Origin of the sequence: Neobacillus soli NBRC 102451, from assembly GCF_001591665.1 — a bacterium.
GTDB classification, from domain to species: domain Bacteria; phylum Bacillota; class Bacilli; order Bacillales; family Cytobacillaceae; genus Neobacillus; species Neobacillus soli.
Genome location: NZ_BCVI01000029.1, coordinates 16,924 through 36,517, shown reverse-complemented (window position 1 = coordinate 36,517; position 19,594 = coordinate 16,924). Strand labels below are relative to the sequence as shown.

Here is a 19,594-nt window from a genome sequence, read left to right as displayed (position 1 = left end):
CTTCGTGATTTCTAAAAAAAGGATTAGGTATTACTTTCAATGTATGCTATACTCTATTTACCATTTGCTTTACGTTATTCAAATACCCGCCCTGCTCACCTGCTGAGCAGGGTTTTTTTATTGTTTTGGAAAAAATAAAATAAATCGCACAAAAGAATCTTGCTCCTCTTGTTCTTTATAGACATAGACAATAGACAAAAAAAAGACTCTGCAAGAGAGTCTTTTTTATATTTTAGTTCTTATTATGCTTTACGAACGTTAGTAGCTTGGGGTCCACGTTGACCTTGTTCTACTTCAAATGTAACAGCTTGACCTTCGTCTAAAGATTTGAAACCTTCGCTTTGGATAGCTGAGAAGTGTACGAATACATCGTCCCCTGCTTCGCGTTCGATGAATCCGAAACCTTTTTCTGCATTAAACCATTTTACTTTACCTTGTTCCATTGTTGTTTCCTCCTCGTGTGCTTTGCACACATTGTGTTACTATCCTTGCTCAGATCTTCAAGACAGAAAGTTTAGCACTTAATAATCCTACCGACTAACAAAAATAATTCTTATTCAATATAACAGAGATTTTCTTATAATGCAAGTCCATCTCTTCAATATTATTTGCTTTATTATTATTTCGCACTTTTACATGGATAACACTTTCATTGAATTAGTTCTTAAGCAATCTTTTCGAAATTGCTTTTTTGTTTTTTATTGCGTATTGCAAAAAAATTCAGGACAGCAACAGAAACTCCTGTAACCAAAATCGTCACTAAAACCGGAAGCAACCAGCCAAGCCCATCGTTATATAGGGGCAGGGACCGCTTATAAAAAGTCACAATCGGTGCCAGCCATCCAAAATAGTCGATGCCTAGCAGTTCACAGAATGTTTTAAATCCATCAATGATACTAATCAAAAAGGTGACTGCAATTGAAGCCGCATAAACAATCCGTGAATGGTTAAAAAGCTTTGACAAAAATGTTAGCAGCATTAAGACGACTGCCAGTGGATAGAGTAACATTAATACAGGAATAGAAAAATGAATGATGTTTGATAACCCAAAGTTTGCAACAACGAATGAAACCACTGAAAAGAAAACAACCCATCTTTTATAACTAACTTTAGGTAACAGCGTATGGAAATATTCACCGCAAGCCGTCATCAATCCGATGCTCGTTGTAAGACAGGCAAGGATAATAATTATTGATAACATCACTGTTCCCAATGTTCCAAAATAATAGGATGCTGCCTTCCCAAGAACAGGTCCCCCTGTATCAAAAAGACCGAATGCTTCTGTACTTGTTGCCCCTAAATAAGCAATGCCAACATAGATGATACCGAGAAATATAATGGCTACAATTCCGGATTTCGCTGAAGCGAAGAGGATTCCACGTGTGGATGTTACACCCATCGTACGAATTGCATTAATGACGATAATCCCAAATACCAGTGATGCGAGGGCATCCATGGTGTTATAGCCTTCCATTATGCCTTTCATAAACGCCCCGTTTGAATAGGCCGTTTGCGGTGCTCCAATCGAACCCACGGGTTTTACCATCACCATCACTAATAAAACCAAAATAAGCACGATAATTCCCGGTGATAGTATTTTCCCAACGTAATCGACAATCTTGGCTGGGTTTAAAGAAAACCAAACGGTGACAAGGAAAAATAGCAAGGTGAAAACAATCAAGCCAACATGTCCAGCACTTTCACCTACAAACGGTGTGATTCCAATGTCATAGGCAACGGCACCCGTTCTTGGTGCAGCAAAAAATGGCCCAATCGTTAAATAAAGCAGCGAAGTAAAGATGACTCCATAAAGCGGATGAATTCGACTTGCCAGTTCTTGTAGATTCTTGCTACCGGAAAAACCCATTGCCAATATCCCTAGGAATGGCAGTCCAATTCCGGTTATCAAAAATCCGCCAACTGCCTTCCAAACGTTCAATCCAGCCTGTTGACCGAGTGATGCAGGGAAAATAAGATTTCCTGCTCCGAAAAATAGCGCAAACAACATAACTCCTATGATGAAATACCTTGAAAACGGCAGTTTACTACTTTGCATATAAATTGTATCCCCTTAAAATAATGTTTGAACTGGGCGATATACAATCCATGATGTATATCCCTCTCTATGTTATAGATTCCGAAAATAATATTACTATTCTCATAAGCCAAATTCAATATATTTCAGGGATTATTTCGATAATTTCGAAATGACAAAAGTTTACTTTTTTTCAATGAAAACAAGCATTATTTTAAAAAATGAAGATTCTTAAAAATTTCTAATACTCGCCATTAAAATTATTTTAGAAGAATAATTTTAATGGCAGTCTTTCTACTACCTGTGGAAATTCAGCTTTTAAACCTAATAAGTGCCTGACACCATCCTGTTTTATCGATGGTGTCAGGCACTTATTTAACTTTGCTGTGAAATTTCCTTCATTTTCTCTTCAAGAAGACGGAAGACCTTTTTTAATTTTTCGTTGGGTATGTGGGCATACAAATCTCCAATGCTTACTTCATAAAAACTTGTCGTCTTACTGACTTCCCTGATATAGCCTGATAAACCAACATCGGTGGTTTGACAGATTTCAATTAAAATCGCTTCAATCTCCTCTTTTGGCGCATCAAAATGGACATGGAACATATTAGAGACCGGTTCCGAGGGTCTAGTTGAAACAGCATGACATTGATTATAGAATTCGGCCAGCTTTTTCGCTTCGTTATAATACTGATGAAACTTACCTTTCCTCTGATCGAAATAATAGTCAGCACTAAGGATATATGGATAAAGGCTAATTAAATCCCCGCCATGGCGCCTTTTCCATACCTTTGATTCCTCAGTGAATAGTTTTTCACCTGCAAGAATGGCTCCGGCAATCCCGCCAATTCCTTTGTAAAAAGAGATATATACACTATCAAATAGAGCACAGATTTCAGCCGCAGACTTTTCATAAAAGGGAAGAATTTCAAAAAGTCTCGCACCATCTAAATGTAATTTAACCCCTTTTTCACGACAATAAGTTGAAATTTCCTCCAGAGTTTTATAGTTTGGTAGTTGTCCTCCTATTTCACGTTGTGGTAATTCCAGCAATAAACAGGCAATGTTCTCCTCCATGTCGACAACATCTTCCAGTTGAATTAACCTGTTTTTATCTGCCAATAAAACTGGTTCGATATGATGCAACTCTTTTAATCCATCTTCTTCATGAATCTCTAAATGACACAAGGGATGATATGCCACTTTTCTAAGTCCTTTTTGATCACACCAAATTCTTAAGGCAATTTGCTGGGCCATCGTTCCACTAGGGAAAAAGACGGCAGCTTCTTTACCCAAATAGGCAGCCATCTTCTCCTGGAAATCTTCGATGATTTTACCTTTCCCATAAACATCGCTTTCCAGTTGTTCAGCCCTATCCTTCAAAGCCGATTTCAGAATTTGAATTTTTCTTGAACCATGACCCGTTACCTGATATTTTGTTTGTTTAAATGCTTCTAATAAACTATGATGTTTGTCCAACGTTTTCTACTCCCTTCGAAAGGTAATGGTAATAGCAACGATTTGCTCTTTACCCTTTATGATAAATAGAGCGTTCTTTCGGTGCCTGACACCAAATCTTCCTGTTCTTTCAATGCCACCCTAATATCGTTTAATATATCATTATCAACCCGCGAAGTGAATAAAAGCGGATGTCATTCCATTGAAGAGATGGAAGAAAATATCCCCGGAAAAATAGATGATTTTATTTTTCCTAATAATTTGTTATAATTAAACGGTATTTACATTATTGAGGGGGAACTATATTTCTATGTCAGTCGAAGTAGGCAGCAAAGTACAAGGTAAAGTAACAGGAATCACTAATTTTGGAGCGTTCGTAGAATTACCGGGTGGCTTAACAGGTCTTGTCCATATCAGTGAGGTTGCGGACAGCTATGTAAAAGATGTGAATGACCATCTTAAAGTAGGCGACATGATTGAAGTAAAGGTGATTAGTGAAAAAGACGGAAAAACTGCCTTGTCCATCAAAAAAGCAATAGACAGACCCGAAGGACAAACCTCTTCTTATTCACAACGCCCGCCGCGGCAGGGAAGAGTTGATAGCCGTTCTAAAGATTTCCGTTCAAAAGGCAGCAGTTTCAAACCGAAAGAAAACTTTGAAGATAAAATGGCTAAGTTTTTAAAAGCAAGTGAAGAAAATTTATCTACGCTCAAACGCAGCACAGAAACCAAACGAGGCGGTCGAGGCGGAAGACGCGGATAACTTGCTGCGTTTTTAACATCATATAGATAATGGCAAGCCTGTATAAACGGGCTTGCCTTCTTTATTGGAAATTAAACCCATTTTTAAGCATCCCCTGCCCAATTCCCGCGAGAAATAGCCACAAACCAAACCAACCACCCTCTATTCCACAGTTTCACATTTTTTCTGATTGGACAAACTTCTGTTCTTAGTTATTTTCATTGTGCCCAACCCTCTTTTCATTTTTTACATATTTTATTATTAACCTAATGTAAGGGAGGTTTGTTGAATGTCAGATGGTGTTGGTTCAGGTGGTGGCTTCGCCTTAATTGTTGTCTTGTTTATCCTGCTTATAATTGTGGGTGCCTCGTTTATGGGCGGAGGCTACGGCGGCGGCTGCGGCGGAGGCTACGGCGGAGGCTACGGCGGCTGCGGCGGAGGCTATTATTAATTATTAAATCCAATGAAAGGGGGGATTTTTCTATGTACGGTGGATTTGGCTACGGTGGATGTGGTGGATGTGGCGGATATGGCTATGGTGGAGGTGTTGGTTTTGGCGGCGCTGGCGCATTTGCCTTAATCGTTGTATTGTTTATCTTATTAATTATCGTTGGTGCAGCTTGTTTTTATTGATTGACTAAAACAGCTAATTATTATTCAGAAAGGGAACTTCCACGATTGGGAAGTTCCCAATTTTTATTCAAAATAGAAGGAATTTATTGAATAACAAATTTGCTTTGGATATTTATTAAGAACCCGGTATTGATGGACTTTGTGAAAAAACACTATTCCCGATCCAATGGCGCTGTTAAATGGTCGTCATATAAATCAATAAATAGCGAACCATTTGACGAAATAACGGCATACTGAATGTCTTTCATCTGTAAATTTCTTATTTTCAATTCCTGATCAAGCCACGCGCTTGAATAGTGGGAGTTAAAATTCTTCTCGACTTCCTCCCCGTCCATGATTAGTTCTTTAGGAAGTTTTACTGCCTTATTAAGACCAATTGGATTAAAATCCCCTTTGGTTAAATTTTGAAAGTGTGTTTTTTTCATAACGGACAGCTTTCCGCTAACCTCTAAAAGTGCATATTCCACTTCAAATATATTGAATACCCCCTGCTCCCGTAGCTGCTGGTTTAAGTCATCTAAGGTATACCTAATTTTTTTCATATTCTCATCTAAGATTTTCCCTTTCTCCATAACGACTGTCGGCTCCCCTGACAGCAACAATCGAAACCGTCTGCTATGGGTTGAAATAAGCGAGCTAAAAAAATACATGGTAATAAGGGCAAGGAACGCTACCAGCATGGGAACAAATTTTAAATAGGTATCAAACCCCATATTTGCAATAAAAGAACCAATGGTGATAGATAGAGCAAAATTGTAATGGTTATTACTGGAATTTACTTGTTTCCCTATCCATAACGAAACAATCATTAGGATTAAAAAGGAAACACAAGTGCGTGAAATGGTAATTATTAAATTTTCCATTTGATTCATCCTTCATGTTTAATCGAATACTCACAATGTAATTATTGACCAAACGATAGATGAATATTTACTCGAGACGTTGTGTAATGAAATTTGACATCTTATTGAACCCTATTCTTATAGACAAGAAAAAACGGAACCAAGATTAAAGATTCCGTTTTATTCTCTAATTATTTTTCAATAATACAAGATTTCCAGGCAATTTTACTGTCGTCAAAATTTCCAGCTCTATTAACCGCTGCACATTATATGAGGATCCATTAAGGAGGACATGATCCAAATAGGCTGGATGACACATGATTTCAACGGTCTGACCATCTTCAATCCACGCCGAGAGGTTGGTAAAATAGCTTTCTGTGACACCTTCTCCATAGAAATCAATCAGGGATAAATCGGAGAAGGATGCTGTGCCCTCAATCGCCTTTCCCCCATTTCTCCTAACTGGTAGCCCGTACGTTTCTGACAGTTTTTGGACCACTGGCTGCAGCTCTTTGAGTATATGGACATGGTGATGGCTGTCGAAATGTGTCGGCCGCAGCCCAGAAGAGATAAATCGTTCGAATTGAGCTTTCCATTCTTTTTCTACTTCAGCTAATGATAAATCTTTGCCATTATTAAAATCTGATAAGGATTTAAAATAACCATCTTTACCAACCAATGATGGGACATTTTCTGTTAAGGGCTTCCCGCCTGTAAGGACCAGATGAATTCCTACCCGTAGTTCTGGGTTATTTTTGGCCAATTGAATGGCATGTTCTGTGCCGCCCATATTCATCATCATCGTTGTAGAATTGACAATTCCATATAAATAGCTATCGAGGATTCCGTAATTTACGCCGCGACTTAACCCGAAGTCATCCGCATTAACAATTAATTTAATCATGTTTTTATCACCTTAATGGTTTTTTCTCCGCTTTCATGTTAAATCATTTGATTTTTTGGTAAAGCTCAACCATTTCAGCGGCCATATCCCTCACTGTCATCGCGTTCATTAAATGATCCTGTGCATGAACCATTAGCAGCGAGAGTTCCGTTTTTTCTCCGCGTATCTCCCCTTGAATCAAGGAGGTCTGAATATGATGAGCCTCGTTCAAGGCATCCATTGATTCCTGTAATTTATCCTTGGCCCCTTCAAAGTCACCCTGTTTTGCTGCATGGATTGCTTCCATCGCGGAGCTCCTCCCGTTGCCGCCATGAAGGATGATTTGAAAAACGATTGATTCTAAGTTTTCCATTCTTTTTTAAACCCCTTTCTCTGAAAAAGAATGAAACTGCGGTAGATATTCTTTATGGGCCTCTAGCATTTCGTCCAAGATGACTTTCGCTTTAGTGTCGCTCGGGACAAGCGGGTTGATGGTCATTGCAAGCAATGCTGTTCCATAGTCGCCGCTAACGCTTGCGTCAATGGCTGCCCGTTCAAAGGATTTGATTTGCTGAACTAAGCCGCGCACTTGAATCGGTAAATCCTCGATCGCGATCGGCTTTGGTCCATCCTTTGTAATGATGCAGCTGATTTCTACTGCAGAATCAAACGGGATACTGGCAATCGCCCCGTTATTCCTGGTGTTTACTGCCTGAATATCACGTTTATCCGTATACATGGAGTGGATAAGCCGTACAGCAGCTTCGCTATAATAAGCACCGCCACGCTTCTCCAACTGCGGAGGTTTAATGGCTAAATTAGGATTTTTATACAACTCAAACAGCTCCGCTTCCAGCTTTTTGACCACCTCCGCACGTGTTCCGCCATCTTTAAAATTATTCAATTCCTTTTCTAGCATCTCTTCGGATTTATAATAGTAATTGTGATACGGACACGGAAGAACATCTAACGCTTTCAGGAATTCCGGCTCCCAGCCCATTGCGTGAATGTTTTGCATCGTAATGCTTTTTTTCGGATCGGTAATGAGGGAAATCACTTGATCCTTCACGGATACGCCATCAACAAAAACATCCAGTCCATACACCATATGATTCAAGCCGGCGAAATCGATGCGCACTCTGTTGTGGTCCACATCTAATAGCTTGGCGACACCCATCTCCATGCCAATTGGCACATTGCACAAGCCGACGACTTTTTTAATAGTACTATGTCTAAGCACAGCCTCTGTGACCATGCCGGCAGGGTTGGTAAAGTTAATCAGCCAGGCATTTGGGCATAATTCCTCCATCTCCGCACAAATATCAAGAATTACAGGAATGGTCCTTAGGGCTTTAAATAAGCCGCCAGGTCCATTGGTTTCCTGGCCGAGAACACCGTGCTTCAAGGGAATACTCTCATCCTTCCCCCTTGCGGCAAGCAAACCTACCCGGAATTGAGTGGTTACAAAATCTGCAGACTTCAATGCTTCTTTTCGGTTTAATGTCAAATGGATTTCAATCGGAACTCCAGCTTTTTTGACCATTCTTTTCGCCAGATTGCCGACAATTTCAAGTTTTTCTCGTCCCTCTTTCACGTCAACAAGCCATATTTCACGGACTGGTAATTCATGATAATAATTTATAAATCCTTCAATTAGTTCGGGTGTATAGCTGGACCCGCCGCCAATTGTTACAATTTTCAAACCTGTTTTCATTCCATCACACCTCTGGTTGTATCATCTATTTAAATAAGCTATTCGGGTTGTTTCAAACAATACGATTCCCTGAGCAATGACCAGAGTAGAAGCCATTTTCCTGAATTGCCCATGGCTTGAAATTTAACTAAGAAAAGCTAGGTTGTTGGAGTATCCCCTGGTGCCTCCTGTGCCTTTTTCGCATCCATTCTTCCCGTAACAAACACAAATGGCAGGTAAAGGAGAACTGAAATCACTAAATTCACTGCTGCTAAAATGGCCCCGGAAATGTGCCCGCCCGTTGCCAGTAATCCGCCCATAATAGCTGGTGTCACCCAAGGAATATCCGCTACAACTGGGTGAACTAAGCCTAGACTAATCGAAGTATAGGCGACGATGGTCATAATGATCGGACCGAGAATGAATGGTATAAACCAGATTGGATTCAAGACAATGGGCAGTCCGAACAAAATAGGTTCATTGATTTGAAAAATTCCAGGGGGTGTCCCCAAAGCGAGCATTTGCTTATAGCGTTTTCGACCGGCGATAAACATGGCAATGATTAAACCTAACGTTGCCCCGGAACCACCCAAATAAACGAAGGCATCCAAGAAGGAGCCAGATAGAACGTGATATTTGCCTAAATCATCAACGCCCTGTGCATACATATTGATATTATCTTGACCCAGTTTTGTCATTAAAGGTGTTGTGATGCCACCGAGTATATTTGGTCCGTGAAGACCGAGAATCCAAAAGCCATGTACCAAGGCAACGATTAATATCGCAAATGGCAATGTATCGACTGCACCGGTAAGCGGTGAGACAAGTACTTTGTTGATCCAATCATTAAGATAGGCACCATCACTAATAAATTTTCGTAAAATTAGCCCGAAAAGACCGAGAGTAAAAATCGTCACCATTCCCGGAAGTAGTTTCGCAAATGAGCGAGCAACCGCTGGTGGCACACCATCAGGCAATTTAATGACTAGATACTTCACCTTCGCCAGCCGGACAAATATTTCCGTTGCCACGATGGCGACGATAATCCCGGTGAATAAAGCGGTAGCATTGAAATAATTCCAGCTAATAAACCCCCATGCGCCTCCAGTTACCGCTTCTCCTCCCTCAGGTGTAAGAGTGACATTGGCTACTTGCGGTATAAGTACAAAAAAGGAAGCCGCAGCGACAAGCATTGCCTCGAACCCATCATCGCCATAAGAGCGTGCCAGTCTATTGGCAATTCCAAAGACCGCAAAGATTGTCATGAAGGCAAGTGTTCCCCACCAGATATCTCCACCTAAAGTTTTCCATGTTTCACCGAAGATGGATATCATAAACTTTTCATAATATTTACCAATCCCAGGTACTTGGCCTAGGTTCGTTAATAGCACAGATAACGAACCAATCATTGTGATGGCAATCATTCCGACCAATGCATCACGAATGGCAAGAAGATGCCTGTTGCTGCCAAGCTTATTTGCAAACGGCATTATATATTTATCAACAAAATTCATCTGGCCCTCACTCCCCTTTTATGAGATGAATCGCTTGCTTCAATACTTCCTCCCCATTGCAAAGGCCATAATGCCTTGGGTTAATAGAATCTACAGGAATTCCCTTTTCCGCCCCGGCCTTCTTTAGCTGTGCGAGCAGATAGCGAACCTGTGGTCCAAGCAGCAGGACATCCGCATGATTGATTTGTTCATTTATTTCCGTCGAACCGACGGCCCAGATTTTACAGTCGATTCCTTGTGACTTTGCACTTGCTTCCATCTTTGAAACTAACAGACTTGTCGACATACCGGCGGAGCAGCATAATAAAATTTTCATTCTAAACCTCCTACCTGAATTGAAAGCGATTACAATAATAAAAATAAGAGCATCAATAAACGTTGCGGATAGACAACTGAAAGAACTGATTCCGAAAAGCTGTGCACGGTATCTTTTACCCCTTCACCTCCTGAAAAAAATACTGACACAATGTTGCATTATCATTGTATTAATGATTCAGAATATTTATAATACAATTTAACAATTTGTTATGACAAATTTTAAAAATTGTCTTTTTAGACATTACCTTGATGATTTTTGATTATTTATAGTAATGAGGGAGGGGGTTCAATATGACAATAGAAGCGAAAGATGGAAGTGCACTAAACCTGAAGGTGAAGGATGCAATCCTCCAATTAATTAATGAGGGAGAATATAAACCAGACTCTCAGCTGCCAACGGAGGCAGAATTTTGTGAAAAGTATGGGGTCAGCCGGACAACCGTACGAACTGCCTTACAACAATTAACGGCGGAAGGTTATGTTTATCGGAAACGAGGAAGCGGGACCTTTGTGTCTGTAAACAAAGTAAAACAAATCTTAACCACGACGGTGGAACATTTTTCGAAACAAATTACCATGCAGGGAAAAAAACCGTTAATTAAAGTTCTACAGCTGGATGTAATTCCCGCGGACGAATATCTTAGTGAGCAGTTAAAGATACCCGAGGGCGAGCCCGTCAATATGCTCGAGAGGGTTCGTTTTGTCAATGACGAACCGCTCCAGTATGAAATTGCCTATTTACCATGGTATAAAACGCCTGCTTTAAATAGAGAAGCATGTGAAAAATCATTATATAACCTTTTGGAAACTCAATACGGGTTAAAAATAAGCAAAACAATGGAAAGTCTTGAATTGTTTACTGCCGATAAGGACTCAGCCAAAAGACTTCACATCAGCCTTGGCGAGCCTTGCTTTGCACTCGATACTATAGCCTATCTTAATGATGGCACCATCATAGAATATTCGAAAACAATCTATCGAGGCGATTTGGCCCATTTTGTCATTGAGAGAAATTACTAGGTATTTAATGAATTTGTCGGGAAACAAAAAAACGCCTCTAAATATATATTTTTAGGGCGTTTTGTACTCTTTTCTAATTTAACTTTAACTCTTCTAAGATAGCATAAAGCTCCCCCAACTGCTGAATTTCATAGGTTGGAATCACTTCATTTCTCTTTTTGTCATGACGATTAATCCAAACCGTTTTGATTCCGGCTCGATTAGCGCCAAGAATATCTGTCATCAGGTTATCCCCCACCATGAGGACCTCATCCTTCCCTACAGACAGGAGTGACAAGGCATGTTCAAAAATCGCTGGGTCTGGCTTGCCACTACCAAAATCGCCCGAAATAACAATCTGGTCAAAATAAGGGACAAGCTCTGGAGTTATTGCTAGTTTTGTATTTTGCAAGTCTGGGGACCCGTTTGTTAAAAGCAGAAGCTGATAGTTTCCTTTTAACCCATCAAGTGTTTGAAACGTTTCTTCGTACACAAACTGCGCATTCCTGCGTTCCTGCGGGAAACGTTCCGCCAATTCATCGCCAAAGTCTGGGTCATCCACGCCCATTGTTTTCAGACCTGCCGACCAGGCTTCTTTTCGATAGGCAGGGGCCATTTCTTTCATTTTTATAAAATCAACATGCACATCTAAAAAATTACCCCATAATCCCTCAAATGGATTGATACCAATCATTTGGGTAAACGGATAAAACTCATAGGATGCGTATAGATTTCTCGCTGCCTCACGAACAGCTTCTTCCAGTTGGTCAGCATCGACCCCATACCGGTCTTCGGCAGCTTTACACGTAGCAACAAAGGCTTCCTTAATACTTTTCTGGTCCCATAGCAGAGTATCATCTAAATCAAAAAAAATCGCTTTAATCATTTTGGACCTCACTTTTAAAGATATTTTCACTAGTTTACCATTTTTGAAATAGAAAGAATATTCTTTGAACAAATTTCTTTGTTGGTGTCAGGCACTGCATATGAAAAAAGACCGCCCGCTTTCCATGCGCGGACGATCTTTCTTCTATTTATCCTAATTCTTGCCCCGTAACAACAATATAACCGATTAAGAATACATTCAATAGGACAATAACCACGGTACATACCCATGCCAATATTTTTACTGGCAGCGAATTTGCGAATTCACCCATTTTCTTTTTATCACTTGTAAATAAGACTAACGGGATAACCGCAAATGGGAGCGCCAGGCTTAAAACCACTTGACTCCACAACAGAAGTTCACCTGTTCCTTTAGAGCCGCCAATCCAAGTTACAATAAAGGCAGGAATGACTGCTAATAAACGGGTAATTAAGCGGCGAAGCCACGGTGAAATTCGTAAATGAATAAAACCTTCCATGACGATTTGACCACTTATCGTTCCAGTAATCGTTGCATTTTGGCCAGAGGCGAGTAAGGCAACCGCAAATAATGTACTTGCGATCCCTACACCTAAGGTTGGACTTAACAGGGCATAGGCTGCTTCAATTTCAGATACATTTAAATTTGTTCCATAAAAGGCAGCCGCTCCAAGAATTAAGATAGCCGAATTAATAAGAAATGCACCTGTTAAAGAGAATGTCGAATCAATTAATGAAAATTTTAGTGCCTCTCTTTTTCCTTCAACCGTTCTTTTGTACTGTCTTGTTTGCACGATAGACGAATGCAAATATAAATTATGCGGCATGACCGTTGCTCCTAAAATCCCCAGTGATATGAAGAGCATGCTTGGATTTGTAACGATTTCCATTTTCGGAACAAATCCATTAAACAATGCCGAGATTTCAGGTTTTGACACGATGACTTCAAAAGCAAATACGACAAAAATAGTAACCATTAACACTATGACAATTGATTCAATAATCCGAAAGCTTTTCTTTTGCAAGTAAAGCAGGAGCAGCACATCCAAGGTGGTAATGGTTATTCCTAATAATAAAGGTATACCAAATAATAAATTTAACGCTATTGCAGAACCGATAACCTCAGCTAAATCGGTGGCAATAATAGCAAGTTCCGTTAATATCCAGAGAAAAAAGCCTGTTTTCTTTCCCGTTGCATCCCTAGTTGCTTGTGCAAGATCCCTTCCAGTTACGATACCAAGTTTGGATGCCAATGCTTGGAGCAGCATGGCGATTAGATTCGAAAGGAGAATGACAATCAGCAGGGTGTAACCAAAACGTGCCCCACCGGCAATCGATGTCGCCCAGTTTCCTGGATCCACATATCCAACCGCTACCAAGGAACCAGGACCGGCAAAGGCCAAAAGCTTTCGCCAGAATCCCCCTTTAGACGGAACACTCACTGTGTTATTTACCTCTTCTAAACTACTATTTGAGCTTTGTTTTAACCAGCCTTGCTCTTCTCTTACATCTTTGGTTTGAGTTTGAGTCCCCATAATTATCCCCTCCTTAAAAGATGGACAAAGTTAAATTATTTTCCTTAGTGCAACTTTTTAAGTAATATAGTTCGCTCAGATTATAAATATGCAAGTATCGTAACATGGTTTCTTGTATTTGTAAATATTTTTTGCCTACACGCAACATTTTGTTAAAAGGAAAACAACTTAGGGTATGGGAATAACATTTAGTGGTGATTTGAGTGGTATAAATAAAAAGAGCCCTTCGCTGGAAAGACTCCACTTCTCTACTAGGAAACGATATTTAAAGTTTGTCCTGAATCCCGTTAAAATGGAACTTGGACAGTTTTTACGAAAGGGAATTTGCCCAACTATGACTGGACAGATATGACATTGTTTTTAGATGGTTTCTCTTTAATCATTGGATCAACGATTTCATGATTTCCAACAACCATTAAATGCACTTCGGGGTTCTTTGAGACAATAATCACACCATTCTTAATTACCGATTGGCTTCCAACCACTGCATTTTCAATCCACACATTCTCTTCCACAATCGCATGGGGTAAGATGACTGCGTTTTTAATACGTGCCCCCTTTCCTATCTTCACGCCATGAAATAAAACGGATTTTTCGATCGTACCGTAAATTTCACAGCCTTCGCTTACTAAGCTTTGCTGCACCTTTGCCCCTTCATCTAAATAGAAAGGAGGCTCGTTATTTTCGACCGTATGGATTTCCCACTCAGGATCTAGAAGGAAAATATTGTTTTCACTTTTTAAAAGGTCCAGGTTTGCCTCCCAGTAACTATGGACGGTCCCGACATCCTTCCAATAGTTGTTGAATTCGTACACACACAATTGCAATCCATCTCTCAGCATCGAAGGGATAATATTCTTGCCAAAATCCCGCTCCGTAAATTCCTTTTCCTCCTCTCGAATGAGGTAGTCCTTCAAAATAGACCAATTAAAAATATAAATTCCCATGGAAGCAAGATTCGAGGTCGGATTTGTTGGCTTTTCTTCAAAATCAATAATTTTTGAGGAGAATTTGTCCCTCTTTATTAGACCAAATCGATGTGCCTCTTCCCATGGAACTTTAACAGCAGCAATTGTACAATCCGCCTTTGTTTCAATATGCTGCTCAAGCATTAGCGTATAATTCATTTTATAGACTTGATCGGCAGAGAGAATCAATACAAAGTCAGGGTGATGCTGCTCAATGAATTCAATATTTTGAAAGACGGCATGCGAGGTGCCTTCATACCACTCTACCCCTGAATCATCGCGCTGATAGGGCGGAAGAATGGTTAAACCGCCAAAACTAGCAGGCTGATTCCAATAGCTGCAATTTCTAAGATGAGCATGCAAAATATAAGGGCGATATTGCGTTAAAATGCCGACTGTGTCGATTCCCGAATTTTTACAATTACTTAAAGCAAAATCAATAATCCGGTATTTGCCTCCAAACGGCACTGCCGGTTTGACAATCGTGTTGGTAAGCAGGTTTAATCTTGTCCCTTTTCCACCAGCTAAAAGCATTGCAATCCATTTTCTTTGTTTCATTTTCCCCCTCCTCTTAATAGGTATTCACCCCTTCATCCCTCCCTGTTTTAAAGTTTGTTTATACTTTTATTATCACCTATTTTTTCCAATATTTTATTTAACCTGTTACAGCTTTGTGAAAATGGACTGTTTTTTTATCGACCAGCGAAGACCGTAAAACTCTAGAAATGGCTATTATTGTCGCAATTTAGAAAAGTAATTTACGCGAATCAAGCAGTTACACCATTCGAAGTAACCTTCTTAGCTGAATTAAAAGTCCATAATTAAAAGGCCCACTTTTTAAAAGTAGACCCCCTTTAAAACTTTTCCTCGTTAAATTCAAACATCATTCGAAACTACTGGCATTGGTTTTTAAGCCTTTGCTGCTTCTAGAATCGACATCACCTGTTGAACAGATTCAACGGATTTATCCAGTGAAGCCCTTTCTTCCTCCGTTAATGGAATCTCGATGACACTTTCAATTCCGTTTCCGCCTAAGATTGTTGGCACTCCTAGATAAATATCACTATAACCGTATTCGCCCTCGAGATATGCGATTGATGGCAAAATACGTTTCTTATCCTTTAGGATGGCTTCTGCCATTTGTACCATGGAGGCCGCTGGGGCGTAATAGGCGCTTCCTTGTCCAAGCAAGTTAACGATTTCCCCGCCACCTTTACGGGTTCTTTCCACAATTGCTTCGATTCTTTCAGGAGAAAGAATTTTTTCAAGTGGGATGCCACCTGCATAGGAATAGCGGACTAATGGAACCATATCATCGCCGTGACCGCCAAGGACAAATCCAGAAATGTCTTCAATCGAGACATTCAATTCCTGCGCAACAAATGTATTGAAACGTGCTGTGTCTAACACACCGGATTGGCCGATGATGCGGTTTTTCGGAAATCCAGTTGTCTTATAGCAAACGTAGGTCATCGCATCAACCGGATTACTTAAAACGATGATGTAACTATTGGGAGCGTAAATTTTTACTTGCTCAGAAACTTCTTTAATAATCTTCTCATTTGTTGCCACTAAGTCATCTCGGCTCATCCCCGGCTTTCTTGGCAGGCCAGCGGTGATTAATACCAAATCGGCATCTTTAATATCTTCATAGTTGGAAGTTCCGATTATTTTCGCATTAAAGCCTTGAACTGGACTTGCCTCCAGCATATCAAGAGCCTTCCCCTTAGTGGGGTTGGACTGTGACGGGATGTCAACTAATACAACATCTCCAAGTTCCTTTTGGGCAAGCATTAGTGCAGCTGTCGCACCGGTAAATCCTGCCCCAATGACAGCTATTTTTCTGCGTGTAAAAGCCATTTTTTATCCTCCGTTCCGTCTGCTTTATCTATATACCCCAGAGGTGGAATTCGAGATTATTTTTCTTCATCAGATATATTTTCTGCTTTTCCTTTATCTTTCGCTGCCTGGGACGTATCTATTTTCTTTTTAGTAGAAGTTTTATTTTCTGCGGGAATTTCCTTTTTCTTACTGGACTCTTTTACTTTTTCATCCTTTTTTAATAAAACATCCCTGATTGATTCATCCGGGTGTGGGATGACATGGGCGGAAACGAGCTCCCCTACCCTTGCAGCAGCCAGTTTACCAATCTCTACAGCGGCCTGAACGGCGCTGACATCTCCCTGTATCAATACGGTAACGAGGGCAGCATCAACTTTTTCCTGCTTCACTAAGGTTACATCAGCAGCCTTCAACATCTCATCAGCCGCAACGATGGAACCAATTAGTCCTCTTGTTTCAATCATTCCTATTGCTCTAGACACGTTCTTCACCTCTTTCTTTCACTACGATGATTAAAATATCCTGATGCTTTTCCCCAATTCCCGTGCGGTATCACGTGCTAAAGGGGTAATAATTGTTGAAGGATCAACCACAATTTGCTCTTCTTGGCAATCTTGTACATCTCGTTGCGTTAACAGCTTTTTCTTTTTCAGATTCGAAACTTTTTTAGGAGCCGGTGGTACCATTTCCTTCGGATTTCCAACAAAGCTTTCGAAGGATTCAGCATTCCCAGCTAATTTATTTTCCTCGTATTTAACAAGTTTCCCGGTTGTTTTTCCGGTAATAAAACCGGCATTGGCCTCATCTGTATCGACATGCATTTCAAGCTTGTACCTAGGAGATACACGAATCAAAACCTTCCCAAGGGTTACAGGCCGGGCGCCATCCACTTCCACTTTGACATACTCCCCATTCCCAACACCGAATGAGAGCGCATCATCGGGTGCCATGTGAATATGAGCCTGGGCAATGATTAGTCCTTCTTTTTTATAAAGGCTGCCAATCGGTCCGACGAGTGTGATGGGTGCCGACCCTTCAATATCACCTGATTCTCGTAAAGGTGGTTTTACACCGAGCTTGACCGAATCGGTTTGACTTACCTCCACTTGGGTCATCGAACGCGCAGGACCAAGAATGCGCACTTTTTCAATGCTCCCTCTTGGTCCGACAATCGTAATAGATTCGTTTGCCGCGAATTGACCTGGTTGTGATAAATCCGCTTTTTTCGTTAACTCATACCCCTCACCGAAAAGGGCCTCTAGGTCGCTTTTACTTAAATGACAATGCCGAGCAGAAACAGCCATTGGTATGGAACGATTTCCCGTGGAGGCTCCAGTTAACCGTGAAACAATTTCCTCCACTATCGATTGGATGGCCTGTTGATCCATGTTTCATGCTCCTAACCTATTAGTCTAGAATTAAAGTTCGATTTCTACCTTTGGTAAAATACTTTCTAATTCGTTGTGTGGACGTGGAATGACGTGAACACTCATAAGCTCTCCCACTCGTTCGGCAGCGGCAGCACCTGCCTCAGTAGCTGCTTTAACGGCACCTACATCACCGCGAACAAGGACAGTCACTATTCCGCCGCCTACATGAACTTTACCAACTAAATGGACATTTGCTGCCTTTACCATTGCGTCAGCTGCTTCTACCGATGCTACTAAACCTTTTGTTTCAATCATTCCTAATGCTGTTAATTCTCTAGCCATTTTACATTCCTCCTAATTAGTTGGTTTGATATTTTTGGATTACTTGATTTACCATGTCGGCAATCATCTTTGCGTCAACCTCACCGGCTGGTGCTACTTGTTTTATTACTTGGTCAACAATATTTTCAACATCCTGATTACCTGCCGCTTCCTCTTTGACTGAAGTTGAAGATGATGGTTTTGGGATGGTAACTTCCTTGATTCCATAAGCCATTCTCTTAATGTTAATCAGATGGCGTGAGGACACATTATCTGAGGTAATATTTCCGCCATAGGAACCACAGCCAAGTGTTAAGGAAGGCATTAAGCCTGTTGTTGCTCCAACTGCACCAATCGATGAAAGGGTATTGACCATTATTCTTGAGACAGGCATTTCAAGAACAAATTCCTTAGCGACTGCCTCATCATTCGTATGAAGGGACAAGCTATGCCCCCTGCCGCCAAGATTCAGAAGCTTTAAACAGTATTCTTTTGCTTCTTCATAGTTTTCAGCTGTATAAAGGGCAAAGAGTGGTGACAGTTTTTCAATAGAAAATGGTACATCTTTACCAACTCGTGTCTCTTCAGCGATAAGCACCCTTGTATCAGCCGGCACCTGAACTCCCGCCATTTCGGCAATTTTCACTGCACTTTGACCAACGATTGCTGGATTTAAATGCCCTGGTGACAGAACAATTACTTTTTCTACTAAGACTTTCTCTTCCGTATTCAAGAAATATGCGCCTTGATTTTTAAGCTCGCGGATCAGCATTTGCTGGATATTCCGATCAACCACCAAGGATTGCTCTGTTGCACAAATCGTCCCATTATCAAACGACTTACTATCGATAATCATTGCTGCAGCTTTAGAAACATTGGCACTTTTCTCAATATAGCAAGGGACATTCCCTGGTCCAACGCCATAGGCAGGTTTGCCAGAGCTATAAGCAGCGCGAACTAATGCCCCGCCGCCCGTTGCCAAAATGACATTCACGTCGCGGTGTTTCATTAATTCATTTGTTGCGGCCATCGAAGGCTTGGAAATCCAGCCAATCAGCCCTTCAGGTGCACCCGCCTTAACCGCGGCCTCGTTGCAAACTTTCAAGGCTTCAACCGTACATTTTACAGCCCTTGGGTGCGGGCTGACGACGATGGCATTTCTTGTTTTCAATGAAATCAATGCTTTAAAAATTGCTGTGGAAGTAGGATTGGTCGTTGGAATAATCCCAGCCACCACCCCATATGGATACGCGACTTCCGTTATCTTATGAACACGGTCCTCACTTATAATTCCCACTGTTTTTTCATTTTTAATTGATTCATAGACTGCCATTGAACCCACTTCGTTTTTAATCCTTTTATGTTCCACGATACCCATGCCAGTTTCTTCAACCGCCATTTGTGCTAGCTCAAGGGATTTTGCAAATGCGGCTTGTGCCACATGCTTAACAATTTCATCTACTTGTTCCTGTGAATAGGACATGTATTTCAATTGAGCCTCTTTCGCACGCTTGACGGCATCTCGCATTTCTTGTATTGATTGGAGATCCTGATCAAAATGCACTAGTACTCACTCC

At 40.8% G+C, this 19,594-nt stretch carries 19 protein-coding genes and 2 pseudogenes; 4 read left to right on the top strand and 17 right to left on the bottom strand.

Annotated features, from left to right (window positions below; all coding sequences use genetic code 11):
* Nucleotides 1–242: 242 nt before the first annotated feature.
* The 3 genes from BSO02S_RS10985 to BSO02S_RS10975 all read right to left on the bottom strand — a co-directional run bounded on the left by BSO02S_RS10985 (nt 243) and on the right by BSO02S_RS10975 (nt 3,514).
* Entirely contained in the window at nt 243–443 is a 201-nt protein-coding gene (locus BSO02S_RS10985) for a cold-shock protein (protein ID WP_007083691.1), read from the bottom strand.
* 221 nt (nt 444–664) lie between these two features.
* On the bottom strand, nt 665–2,056 hold the full coding sequence (brnQ, locus tag BSO02S_RS10980; protein ID WP_066066726.1) for a branched-chain amino acid transport system II carrier protein: 1,392 nt from the start codon (nt 2,054–2,056) through the stop codon (nt 665–667).
* A 354-nt stretch (nt 2,057–2,410) separates the two neighbouring features.
* Nucleotides 2,411–3,514 carry a threonine aldolase family protein gene (locus BSO02S_RS10975; RefSeq protein WP_066066725.1) on the bottom strand — a complete coding sequence of 368 codons (1,104 nt, stop codon included), beginning with the start codon at nt 3,512–3,514 and terminating at the stop codon, nt 2,411–2,413.
* A 289-nt stretch (nt 3,515–3,803) separates the two neighbouring features.
* Between BSO02S_RS10975 and BSO02S_RS10970 the strand changes: the two genes are divergently transcribed.
* The 3 genes and pseudogenes from BSO02S_RS10970 (at nt 3,804) to BSO02S_RS10965 (ending at nt 4,868) form a co-directional block, all read left to right on the top strand.
* Entirely contained in the window at nt 3,804–4,256 is a 453-nt protein-coding gene (locus BSO02S_RS10970) for a S1 domain-containing RNA-binding protein (RefSeq protein ID WP_066066724.1), read from the top strand.
* A gap of 268 nt (nt 4,257–4,524) precedes the next feature.
* Nucleotides 4,525–4,617 (top strand): annotated as a pseudogene (locus BSO02S_RS27950) (YjcZ family sporulation protein); the annotation flags it as partial.
* A gap of 101 nt (nt 4,618–4,718) precedes the next feature.
* A complete protein-coding gene (locus tag BSO02S_RS10965; RefSeq protein WP_066066722.1) occupies nt 4,719–4,868 on the top strand; it encodes a YjcZ family sporulation protein in 150 nt (49 codons plus the stop codon).
* 152 nt (nt 4,869–5,020) lie between these two features.
* On the opposite strand, the gene BSO02S_RS10960 is transcribed toward BSO02S_RS10965, so the two are convergent.
* The 6 genes from BSO02S_RS10960 to BSO02S_RS10935 all read right to left on the bottom strand — a co-directional run bounded on the left by BSO02S_RS10960 (nt 5,021) and on the right by BSO02S_RS10935 (nt 10,116).
* Nucleotides 5,021–5,731 carry a DUF421 domain-containing protein gene (locus BSO02S_RS10960; protein WP_066066720.1) on the bottom strand — a complete coding sequence of 237 codons (711 nt, stop codon included), beginning with the start codon at nt 5,729–5,731 and terminating at the stop codon, nt 5,021–5,023.
* Between the two features lie 166 nt (nt 5,732–5,897).
* A complete protein-coding gene (gene chbG / locus BSO02S_RS10955; protein WP_066066718.1) occupies nt 5,898–6,614 on the bottom strand; it encodes a chitin disaccharide deacetylase in 717 nt (238 codons plus the stop codon).
* Nucleotides 6,615–6,657: 43 nt separating this feature from the next.
* On the bottom strand, nt 6,658–6,966 hold the full coding sequence (locus BSO02S_RS10950) for a PTS lactose/cellobiose transporter subunit IIA (protein WP_066066717.1): 309 nt from the start codon (nt 6,964–6,966) through the stop codon (nt 6,658–6,660).
* Nucleotides 6,967–6,972: 6 nt separating this feature from the next.
* Complete coding sequence (locus BSO02S_RS10945; RefSeq protein ID WP_066066716.1) at nt 6,973–8,307, bottom strand: 6-phospho-beta-glucosidase; 1,335 nt, start codon at nt 8,305–8,307, stop codon at nt 6,973–6,975.
* Nucleotides 8,308–8,444: 137 nt separating this feature from the next.
* Nucleotides 8,445–9,800, bottom strand: coding sequence for a PTS sugar transporter subunit IIC (locus BSO02S_RS10940; RefSeq protein WP_066066712.1), 1,356 nt, complete (start codon nt 9,798–9,800; stop codon nt 8,445–8,447).
* A 7-nt stretch (nt 9,801–9,807) separates the two neighbouring features.
* Complete coding sequence (locus tag BSO02S_RS10935; protein ID WP_066066709.1) at nt 9,808–10,116, bottom strand: PTS sugar transporter subunit IIB; 309 nt, start codon at nt 10,114–10,116, stop codon at nt 9,808–9,810.
* Nucleotides 10,117–10,409: 293 nt separating this feature from the next.
* Here BSO02S_RS10935 and BSO02S_RS10930 point away from each other — a divergent pair, with 293 nt between their 5' ends.
* Nucleotides 10,410–11,138 (top strand): GntR family transcriptional regulator, encoded by a 729-nt coding sequence (locus BSO02S_RS10930; RefSeq protein WP_066066707.1) that lies wholly within the window; start codon nt 10,410–10,412, stop codon nt 11,136–11,138.
* A gap of 73 nt (nt 11,139–11,211) precedes the next feature.
* Here BSO02S_RS10930 and BSO02S_RS10925 read toward each other — a convergent pair whose 3' ends face one another.
* The 8 genes and pseudogenes from BSO02S_RS10925 to BSO02S_RS10890 form a co-directional block, all read right to left on the bottom strand.
* Complete coding sequence (locus tag BSO02S_RS10925; protein ID WP_066066705.1) at nt 11,212–12,003, bottom strand: HAD family hydrolase; 792 nt, start codon at nt 12,001–12,003, stop codon at nt 11,212–11,214.
* A 148-nt stretch (nt 12,004–12,151) separates the two neighbouring features.
* Nucleotides 12,152–13,516 (bottom strand): Nramp family divalent metal transporter, encoded by a 1,365-nt coding sequence (locus BSO02S_RS10920; protein ID WP_066066703.1) that lies wholly within the window; start codon nt 13,514–13,516, stop codon nt 12,152–12,154.
* Nucleotides 13,517–13,848: 332 nt separating this feature from the next.
* Complete coding sequence (locus BSO02S_RS10915) at nt 13,849–15,042, bottom strand: glucose-1-phosphate adenylyltransferase (protein ID WP_066066701.1); 1,194 nt, start codon at nt 15,040–15,042, stop codon at nt 13,849–13,851.
* Nucleotides 15,043–15,393: 351 nt separating this feature from the next.
* Nucleotides 15,394–16,344, bottom strand: coding sequence for a malate dehydrogenase (gene mdh, locus BSO02S_RS10910; protein ID WP_066066699.1), 951 nt, complete (start codon nt 16,342–16,344; stop codon nt 15,394–15,396).
* 56 nt (nt 16,345–16,400) lie between these two features.
* Nucleotides 16,401–16,808, bottom strand: coding sequence for a BMC domain-containing protein (locus BSO02S_RS10905; RefSeq protein ID WP_066066697.1), 408 nt, complete (start codon nt 16,806–16,808; stop codon nt 16,401–16,403).
* Nucleotides 16,809–17,069: 261 nt separating this feature from the next.
* Nucleotides 17,070–17,714, bottom strand: a pseudogene (locus BSO02S_RS10900) (phosphate propanoyltransferase); the annotation flags it as partial.
* A 30-nt stretch (nt 17,715–17,744) separates the two neighbouring features.
* Nucleotides 17,745–18,038 (bottom strand): BMC domain-containing protein, encoded by a 294-nt coding sequence (locus BSO02S_RS10895; RefSeq protein ID WP_066066693.1) that lies wholly within the window; start codon nt 18,036–18,038, stop codon nt 17,745–17,747.
* A 16-nt stretch (nt 18,039–18,054) separates the two neighbouring features.
* Nucleotides 18,055–19,581, bottom strand: coding sequence for an acetaldehyde dehydrogenase (acetylating) (locus tag BSO02S_RS10890; RefSeq protein ID WP_066066691.1), 1,527 nt, complete (start codon nt 19,579–19,581; stop codon nt 18,055–18,057).
* Between the last annotated feature and the right edge of the window lie 13 nt (nt 19,582–19,594).